Genomic DNA, 9267 nt, shown 5'->3' with positions numbered 1-9267 from the left:
AATCCAGAAATAATAAAGAAATTATACAAGACTAAAACTGGAATTCTAACATTTTTAGACTATCAAATGAAAAATTGGACTGAAAAACACTTGAAAATTAAATAAGCCTATAAAATTTTACAGACTCTTTTTTTTTAAAAATTTTCTTTTTTTATAGCTAATTTTATAAAATAGTTCTAATATACATTTAATTACCAAGCTAATATTAGGACAATATTATGAATTCTAAAAAATATCGTAAAGTGGCCGTTGGAGGAACTTTTGATAAGTTTCATGATGGTCATAAGAAGTTGTTATCAACTGCTTTTGAAATTGGTAATGAAATTGAGATTGGTGTGACTTCCGATGCATTTGGAGGTTTAAAAGGAGATATAGATTCCTGTAAAGAGAGAATGAGCAATCTTAAATCCTTTTTTGGAGATAAATCTAATTTCATAGTCATTCCTTTGGAAGATCCTTATGGAACTACAATATATGATGCGGATTTTGACGCTATTGTCGTAAGTGAGGAGACTGAACCGACTGCAGTTGAAATAAACGAGATTAGAATTTCTAAAGGTATGAAACCTCTTGATATTGTTGTTGTTAGTTTTGTGTTAGCTTATGATGGAAATCCTATCTCTTCAACACGAATTAGGCGTGGCGAAATTAGTAAAAATGGGAATTTCATCAGATAATCGGAAAATAATCGATATGTTTATATGTTCATTTCGATAAACATATAATTGACATGGAAAAAATATTTTTTTCATGTAAAATTGAGGTGGTTATATGGCAGTAAAAATTGATCCTGATGCTTGCGGACATATACAAGACTGTCCGGTTCAAGGATTATGTATTAAACTTTGTGAGCAAGGGGCAATCATAGAGGAAGACGGAGACGTAAAAATAGTCCCTGAAAACTGTGATGATTGCGATCTTTGTATACAAAATTGTCCAAATCAAGCCATATCTAAAGCATGAGGGATAATATGTTTAATATTGAGAGAGAGGGTGTAGAACGCCGTATTTTGTCCTACAAGGATAAAAATTGTGTCGGCTGTGGAATCTGTGTAAACGTTTGTCCGACCGATTCATTGAAGTTAGGTCCAATCGTGCCAATTGCACGTGGATTGATAGAAATGGATTTGGTTTCTTGCAGCTCAGATTCTTGTGTACTTTGTGGATTATGTTCAACCGCTTGTCCGTTTGATGCATTATCATTAACAATTGATGGTGTGGCCATTAAGGAAATGGGCGAGTATCCTAACTGGAATGTTGAATCTACAGTTGATGATGAAGAGTGCATGTACTGTGGCAGATGTTATTCCGTATGTCCAAGCGACTCCATACTATTTGAAAGGAACCTTCCTAATCCAGTAGACCTGGTTAGGGGAGAAATTGAGATAAATGCTGATGATTGTATTTATTGCTCCTTCTGTGCGGACATGTGTCCTGCCGGAGCTATTAACATCAAGAATGTTCCGGCTTCAAGCAGTGACGTGGTAAACAACTCCATTGAAGTGGACTTGTCCAAATGTATTTTCTGTGGAATATGTAAGAGAGTATGTCCTGAAAATGCAATTAAACAAATCTGTTCCACTTGTATGGTAAGTGATGAAATACCTAAACCTGAAATCACCGGTGAAACTTTCATTTCAGAGGAATCCTGTGTAAACTGTTCATGGTGTTCTGAAATCTGTCCGGTTGATGCAATCACAATCACCAAACCGTTCGAAGGTACTTTGGAACTGGTTGAAAGTGATGAAAAGGTTTGTAAAGGTGACTCATGTCATGCATGTCTTGATGTATGTCCATGTAATGCAGTGGAAATTGTTGATGGAAAATCAGTAACTAATTTGGACTTCTGTAACTTGTGCGGCGCTTGCGTAACCGCATGTCCACAGGATATTAGAGTCGTTTCCAGAACAGCAATGAAACTGGAAAATATTAATTCCGAATCATGGAATGAAATCTTAAATACTTTATTGGTTGGAAAATAGAGAGTGATACTCTCTTTTTTTCATATTTTATTAATTAAAAAGTCTTTTTCTGTTTTTAACAAGTTTTGAATGGTGTCTTGTGTCGTGTTTGCTATATTTGACATATAACTTCCGACCAGAAGCACGATTATTATCAACCCTCCCAAAATAAGGATCAGTTCGGCGCTTCCCTGACCTGTATCATCTAGTTTTCTAAACATGGGTCCGGTTGTCAAGTATGGTGTTTCTCACATCAATGATGTCATCTTTTGCCTTCAGGCTGACATCGCTGGTGTTCATATAAGATCTGTATATTGTCAGTGCAAGCAGTGCAATAACAATAACTCCTCCAAAAAGGAGAATGTATTCTGCGGCGCCCTGACCCGAGTTTTCATTCATGAATTTTTTCATTTTCTTCATATTACCACCAATTTCATATTGGATTTTATACTATATTAATATTACTATCTTTATAAAAAGTATTACAAAATCCTTTTTTTCCACTAAAATTTGTGTTTTTCACCATTAACTTTATAAATGGTGTTAAATATAATAATTAGTAGTTAAATAATAGAGTGATAATAATTGATAAGGGTGAAAACGTGGGAAATACAATAAAATTAGTTTCAGGTTTTATTTTATTTGTAATCGGTGTTCTCCTGGCATATGAAACTAGTGTCTATAACTTGATAGACATTCTCTTAATAGTAGGTATAATCATTGCTATTGTTGGAGTGATAGTGATGGTTAGCTATTTTGTGGAATCAAATGCTACTAGAACCACTGACATGATTAAAGAATTTATGGAATCTCGAGAAGGCAATTCTTCTTCATTCAGAGGATTGGATAGGAAATCAAATGAAAATGAAGGGCCTTTAAGAGTTCGTAGAGATTATGATGATTTTGATGAAATAAGTTACGATGATATTGTGGTTGATGACTACAAAGATTCATCTACCCTCGAATTTTTCGGCTCATCTGTAAAGGACAATCCAAAGGCTGTTTTGAATGTTGTTCCTCAAAAGGAAAGTGAAGTTGATTTTGACAAGCAGCTTGAGTTCACTCCTAATTATGGCAAGCCTTTAAAAGTAACAAGGGCTCCTAAAAAACGTAGTGATGAGTATGTTCCGGAAGAAGTTCCGGAATTTGTCGTTGAGCCAGTCAATCACAATGAGGAAATTCAGCGTGCTTTAACTGAAGAGAAACCTGGTCTGGAACCTGTTCTTGAGGCTCCAACCAAAATCACTCCGGAAGTGCCTGCAAGGGATATTAAGATTGACGTTAACAATCCGGAAAGTTTACCTATTCCAAAATCCCTCAACAGTTACGTACTTTCTGATGATGGAGTATTGACTTCACAGGAAGCATTTGAAAACTTGGCGATTAATGTTAATAAGGAAATCATGCTTGAAATCCCATCATTGAAGGATTTGTCTGACAGATTCCTATCTCATGTGCCAACAATCTATTCCAGAGTGATCATTAATGAATTTGACGTTTCAGACATGTCATACATGTTCCTGATATCCTCCCTTTTAGAACAAGGGGTTCATATCAAGACAGTTCCTAAAGTGCACGCCATTAACTTAATCACTGACGATTCCTATGCAATGATTATTTCAGAAGGCAATAACAAAATGGAATACGGCGCTATTTACAATGACAGAAATTCCATTTCCAGTATCAGAGCGGATTTCGAGAAAACTTGGAATATAGCTTCCAATCTTGATGATAGCGTTCTCATGGCTAATGCTGGTGGGGTAGCATAATGGAAATTAGATGGTTAGGTCATTCTGCATTTGAGGTAATAACTGATGATGATGTAAGGATACTAATTGATCCGTTTATCAGCAATAACCCTACTTGTGATGTTCCGGTTGAGGATTTAAATCCGGATATTATTTTACTTACTCATGGACATTCAGACCATTTTGGCGATGCATTGGAAATTTCAAATAACACTAATGCTCCAATTGCATGTATCCATGAGATTTCACTCTTTTTAGCTAAACAGGGAATAAGAAACATAAGTGTAAATATTGGCGGTTCATTTATTTTCAGAAACATCAAGTTCACAATGCTTGAGGCTAAGCATTCCTCCGACATTGATGTCGTTGAGGAGATGGTGCCTGGAGGTACTGCTGCAAGCTTCCTGATTACTTTTGAGGATGGAACCAAGATTTATCACTGTGGAGACACTGGATTGTTTGGTGATATGAAAGACATTATCGGTGCAATTTATAAGCCTGATGTCGTGATGGTTCCTATTGGTGACAAGTTTACAATGGGTCCTTTTGAAGCGGCTCTTGGTACCATGTGGATGAACCCTAAAGTGGTCATTCCAATGCATTACAACACATTTCCACCAATAGAACAAGATCCAGCGATTTTCGCTAATTTCGTTAGCCAATTCAACCCTAACATTGATGTTGTGGTTATGAATCCTAATGAATATTATGAATTTAATCCTGAGGATTACCAGGATTAATTCCTTTCATATTTTTTTCTTTGATGATATTCTTCATCGATATCGCATTTTCCGGATGGTAGAACCCTTATTATGTCATCTAAGGTCAACAAATCATCTTCATTTATTTTTCCAATGATTTTTTTAGCTATTGCTTCTTTTTTGGTAAAACCAGGTTTTAACACTACGTAATTTTCACAATGGGCTTCAACCGCCTCTATCGGTCCGGCCATTATTCTTTTTCCTTCATAATCAACGATTCCAATGGCCAGTTTCACTCTTGCGCCCCTTATGTAGTTCCTGTGGCCCCTTATCACAAAGGATCCTTTGGCAAGGAATTCACCGGATTCCGGTGTTTTTGACACCTGGTCCGGATGCACCCAATACACATCCTGGGTTGAAAATCCAAGTGACCAGGCAGATGAGAATGATGCGGCAAACTCTCCGGATTCCTTGAGGAGCGTGTCATTTAATTTGGCGCCGTTCAGTTTGATTGCTGTTGATGATGCGCCGTGGATGTCAGCATGCAGGTAAATGTCATTTGGCTCCAGATACTTTTTGACAATGCTTTCGTTACTGTTGGCGTCACGCCCTCCAATAACCAGGACATTGTCCGAACTGAGGAACCATCTTAACTTTTCATACCATTTCAGATTCTTTTTGACTCTCTTTTTAGGCACTGCGATGTTTTCCATTGCAATGTCCTTTTTGGCCTTTATGTCCTCGAGTTGTTTTTTGGTGTTTTCAATAGCTATCAATGCACCTTTTGTTTTTCTTTTAGCTTTTTTGCCCTTTTCATAATAGTTTTCAGCATTTTCAGCTATTGTCAATTTCGGATCAATGATTAGTGTGGTGTCGTCTATGTTTAGGGTTAGAACGCCCATTGGATCAATGCCCTCGTAGATTTGGGCTTCAGGCATTCCGTCCTTTTTGGCCTTTTTCAATGTTTTGCCAATTTCTTTAAAAGAGTAGTCATTACTCCTTGCCTGATTGACAACATTAATTATGTTTTCAATGGTCGGATAATTAGAATAAATAACCTCTCCTTTATGTTGGCTTTCTTCGATTGTCTTGTAAAAATTATCAAGTGTTTCTTCTTGTAAATGTAATCTTTTTTCAAACTTGTTTACTTTCTTGTTCCATGCGGATTCCTTGATGTTTTTTATGTCGGTATTGACCTTCTTGGAGTAGAACTCATCGCATGCCTCATTGAATGTTTCATAGTAAGTCTTTTCAAACTCATCATATTTCTTCAAGTCAAGGGCAACAACATCCTCCTTGTTGTCCTTTTTAACAATTTGCGGTTTGATTGATTCCTGTGTTAAACTGTCAAATAGCTCCTTAAATGCATTGAATATTCCCATTATTTGCTCTTCGGTTATTTCGCTATTCGGAGTGTTCTTATCCACATCAATGTTTTCATTTGCCCTTTTGATGATTTCTTCAGCATATAAGCTTCCGAGTCCGTTTTTTGCAAGTGTCCTTACTGCATCACTTTCTTCATCATCAAACAATCCCTTAAATTCCTCTTCATTAACAGTCAATGGGTTTATTCCACGCTCTTCCGGGAAGAGATATTCCTTTTTGGAGCTTATGTCTCTTGTACTCCATTGTTTCCTTTTAAGAGGCAATATGATGTTGTTCTCATCATCCAAAAGAATGATGTTTCCCTTGTCAAATAATTCCACAATGATTGTGTAGTATTTGTCTTTTTTAACCCTTATCTCAACTACACGGTCAAAGTTGTGCTGCCTGATGCTTTCAACATGGGCTCCCTTGATCCTTTTTCTCAAAAGCATTGGGAATGTTGGTGGTGTGGTCGGATTCTCCAATGGGTATTGGCTAGTGTGAATTCTAGAACCGCATTGCATTACCAAATCAATTCTGCCGGTTCCAGGCACATGGAATCTCATTACAACAATGTCTTTGGTTGGTTGGAATGATTTGTCAACTCTAGCACCACTTAATAAATTATTCAATTCATTACTTACAGTATAAATGTCTACATTAGACATGGATTTCATAGTTTAACACCTTTAATTTAATCAATACCTTAATATATTATAATAACTAAAATTATATTAATCTATTTAATTTATGGAGGATATGAATGGACACAACAATAAAAGTTACAACTATTCACGTTATTTTCGCGCTTATTGCTGCTTTAATTTCAGCTGCCTTAACCTTAGGCTGGCTCGGATTTAAAAATGATATATTTGCATTCTTTGTTGCAGTAATTATCTTATATTTCGTAGGCCAATTTTGTCAAAAAATTGCAGGAGAAGAAATATCAGGATTTTCCCAATGGTTATGGGACGGAATTGCACCGTTTTACTTCACTTGGGTTATAGCATACACATTATTTGTAATGTACCTATAATCCCCCAAAGAAAATCCATATAAATACGATTAATAATGCTGTAATAAGCAAGACTGGAGCTATAATCTTACTGACAGCCACAACTGAACTGATTGTTGAAATCAATTCTGTTGAATTGTTTGGTCCGAATGTGTTAAGATTCTTAATTTTTTTAGTTCCAGTTCCAACTTCTACTTTTTCTAAATCTTTTATCGCTTCTTTTATACTTAACCTTACATATTCAATGATTTCAGGTCTTTTTGCTATTCCAATTGGATTATAACCTCTTGAAAGTGTGTTGACTGTGTGGGTGTCAGTGGTCATTACTTCGATTTCATCTATCTCCAAATCGCTTACCGCATCCATTATCTCTTGCCTGAATCCTATTTCCATATTATTTGAATCAAACAGGACGTATGCGGTTCTTTGGTCTGCAACTTCAACGACCATTGTCTTTATTCCACTTTCACCGATTCCCTCATGCTTGTCGAGGTCACCCATGGTGTCCTCATAGCAACCCACTTTGATATCATATTTTTCCTGATTAGGATCTATCTTGTCGATAACGTCAATCAGATGGAACACTTCAGCATTTCCAGGAAGAACCTCTCCACTTTCGGCGGTGAATGAGTTGTGACAGTCAACGATGACGGAATCCTTGACGTTGCATTTGCTTCTGCTTTGGGTCATCATTGTCAATCCCACACCGAACTCGATATCGTCAACGGCTTCAGGTGCGAATGTTGATAGGATTACCATACCATCATTGAAAAACTGAACTCCAATATTTGCCTTTTTGGCATTGTATCTGAGGAATTTACTGGCGTTTGGAGAATATTCAACATGGTTTAATCCATTTCTGACGGCATCCTCAATCTTATCGATTTCAGCCACTGCAATCGGGTTGAAGTCATGTGTGGAAGGACCATGCGCAACCATTGTGAAATGGTCGAACTTGTTTGCAAGGATAGTCGGCATGTTTGATCCTCCAAGATCTCCTAAAGGACCGGGATGCACGGAAGGAGAGATGAACAATGCTTTTATTCCATTTTCTGTTTTGAAACTAACGAATGTAACAAGAGTGTCGATTGCCTCACTCATGTTCTCAAACAATCCCTCAAGGGAATTTGATCCCTCATTCATATGAGCAATGAACAAACTTAATAAATCCAACACTCCTATTCCCAGATTTTTCTTGAATGGGGAAGCGATAACGGTAACGAATGCATAAATCGCTAAAACGAATATTATTGAAGCAACCAATGTTTTCAATAGGACCTGAATGATAACCGGTCCCAAGAAACTGGTGTCAATGAACAGGAAAGCTATTAATACGTACATTGTTAGAATGAGCAGAGGCTGAATAGAACCGGTGACTGCAGCTATTGCAAACCTTACTTTTGATGTGGCCCAGAAAACCAGTGTGTTGAATCCATAGATGATTACCAATCCGAACAGCGCTGAATTGACTGTGACATCGATGTTTAAAACCCTGGATACGATGCATCCTCCAATGATGAAGATTCCCAGGAAAAACATTGAAAGTCCTGATAGAAACATGGAATGTTTGATTTTTAAGTTGATTCCATGAAGTGCCGCTATCACCTGCTGATTCAGGGCACCGCTCATAATTGATGAAACTCCCAAAACCACAACTCCGAATAATCCTCCCAATATTAAATCAATGAGTATTCCTTGGTTCGGCACTAAATCTATTAAGTAAAAAACGCTTCCAATTATAAAACTCAATATTAATATTCCTATTATTGTAAATCTAGTTTCTGGCAGGGTTTTGATGTATTTTGACAACCCCGCAACACTGCTCATACTTGACATGATTTCTCCAAATATTTTTTTAGCCATTAAATTTATTAAATCTAAAAATTTTATATATTTATAGATTTGTATTATTAATAAATAAATTTTTACTTAAATTAAGGTGTAATAAATGGAAAAAAAGTTAAATGTTCCTATTCAAGATGAAGATTTAAAAGAATTAAAGGCTGGAGATGTGGTTTATTTAACCGGTAATATTTTAACTGCACGTGATCAGGCACATAAACGCATTATAGAACAAGGTGCACCATTGGACATTGAAGGTGCTGTGCTTTTCCATGCCGGACCTATAATAGCCGAAAGGGACGGTGGCTATGAAATGGTTGCCATAGGACCTACAACCTCCATGAGAATGAACCCCTACCAAAGCGACGTGCTGGACATGGGTCCAAAGATAGTAATCGGCAAAGGCGGAATGGATGACACTGTTCGCGAGGCACTAATCAGAAACGAGGCATTGTATGTCGTTGCAACAGGAGGCTGCGCAGCATTGTATGTCGATGCCGTTGAGGAAATAGAAAGCGTTGATTGGCTTGACCTTGGAATGCCTGAGGCAATGTGGAACCTTAAGGTTAAGGATTTCGGACCGCTCATCGTCGCCATGGACTGTCACGGAAATAGTTTGTATGATTAAACAAATA

At 37.0% G+C, this 9267-nt stretch carries 11 protein-coding genes; 7 read left to right on the top strand and 4 right to left on the bottom strand.

The window, feature by feature from the left end; all coding sequences use genetic code 11:
• Positions 1 to 218: 218 nt before the first annotated feature.
• From MBBTH_RS01920 to fwdF, 3 genes are all read left to right on the top strand, one after another.
• The gene (locus tag MBBTH_RS01920) at positions 219 to 677 is read left to right on the top strand and encodes a phosphopantetheine adenylyltransferase (RefSeq protein ID WP_116591357.1); all 459 of its coding nucleotides are present in this window, start codon (positions 219 to 221) and stop codon (positions 675 to 677) included.
• A gap of 94 nt (positions 678 to 771) precedes the next feature.
• Positions 772 to 963, top strand: coding sequence for a 4Fe-4S binding protein (locus MBBTH_RS01915; RefSeq protein WP_116591356.1), 192 nt, complete (start codon positions 772 to 774; stop codon positions 961 to 963).
• 8 nt (positions 964 to 971) lie between these two features.
• Positions 972 to 1982, top strand: a complete 1011-nt coding sequence (gene fwdF, locus MBBTH_RS01910; RefSeq protein ID WP_116591355.1) for a tungsten-dependent formylmethanofuran dehydrogenase subunit FwdF — start codon at positions 972 to 974, stop codon at positions 1980 to 1982.
• A gap of 20 nt (positions 1983 to 2002) precedes the next feature.
• On the opposite strand, the gene MBBTH_RS01905 is transcribed toward fwdF, so the two are convergent.
• Entirely contained in the window at positions 2003 to 2182 is a 180-nt protein-coding gene (locus MBBTH_RS01905; protein WP_116591354.1) for a class III signal peptide-containing protein, read from the bottom strand.
• A complete protein-coding gene (locus MBBTH_RS01900; RefSeq protein WP_116591353.1) occupies positions 2175 to 2381 on the bottom strand; it encodes a class III signal peptide-containing protein in 207 nt (68 codons plus the stop codon). Before MBBTH_RS01900 ends, MBBTH_RS01905 begins: the two co-directional genes overlap by 8 nt.
• A gap of 182 nt (positions 2382 to 2563) precedes the next feature.
• Between MBBTH_RS01900 and MBBTH_RS01895 the strand changes: the two genes are divergently transcribed.
• Positions 2564 to 3730 (top strand): hypothetical protein, encoded by a 1167-nt coding sequence (locus MBBTH_RS01895; RefSeq protein ID WP_116591363.1) that lies wholly within the window; start codon positions 2564 to 2566, stop codon positions 3728 to 3730.
• Complete coding sequence (locus tag MBBTH_RS01890; RefSeq protein WP_116591352.1) at positions 3730 to 4449, top strand: metal-dependent hydrolase; 720 nt, start codon at positions 3730 to 3732, stop codon at positions 4447 to 4449. The genes MBBTH_RS01895 and MBBTH_RS01890 overlap by 1 nt, the downstream gene beginning before the upstream one ends.
• On the opposite strand, the gene rqcH is transcribed toward MBBTH_RS01890, so the two are convergent.
• Positions 4446 to 6452 carry a ribosome rescue protein RqcH gene (gene rqcH, locus MBBTH_RS01885; protein ID WP_116591351.1) on the bottom strand — a complete coding sequence of 669 codons (2007 nt, stop codon included), beginning with the start codon at positions 6450 to 6452 and terminating at the stop codon, positions 4446 to 4448. The two genes, MBBTH_RS01890 and rqcH, sit on opposite strands and share 4 nt — an antisense overlap.
• Positions 6453 to 6538: 86 nt before the next feature.
• Here rqcH and MBBTH_RS01880 point away from each other — a divergent pair, with 86 nt between their 5' ends.
• Positions 6539 to 6811, top strand: a complete 273-nt coding sequence (locus MBBTH_RS01880) for an EMC6-like membrane protein (protein WP_116591350.1) — start codon at positions 6539 to 6541, stop codon at positions 6809 to 6811.
• On the opposite strand, the gene MBBTH_RS01875 is transcribed toward MBBTH_RS01880, so the two are convergent.
• Entirely contained in the window at positions 6806 to 8626 is a 1821-nt protein-coding gene (locus MBBTH_RS01875) for a DUF2070 family protein (RefSeq protein WP_116591349.1), read from the bottom strand. The genes MBBTH_RS01880 and MBBTH_RS01875 overlap by 6 nt on opposite strands.
• 112 nt (positions 8627 to 8738) lie before the next feature.
• Between MBBTH_RS01875 and MBBTH_RS01870 the strand changes: the two genes are divergently transcribed.
• Positions 8739 to 9260 carry a FumA C-terminus/TtdB family hydratase beta subunit gene (locus tag MBBTH_RS01870; RefSeq protein WP_116591348.1) on the top strand — a complete coding sequence of 174 codons (522 nt, stop codon included), beginning with the start codon at positions 8739 to 8741 and terminating at the stop codon, positions 9258 to 9260.
• Positions 9261 to 9267 lie beyond the last annotated feature (7 nt).

This window comes from Methanobrevibacter thaueri (assembly GCF_003111625.1).
GTDB classification, from domain to species: domain Archaea; phylum Methanobacteriota; class Methanobacteria; order Methanobacteriales; family Methanobacteriaceae; genus Methanocatella; species Methanocatella thaueri.
The sequence above is the reverse complement of the archived record's forward strand: the minus strand, read 5'-3'. Positions and strand labels throughout refer to the sequence as shown.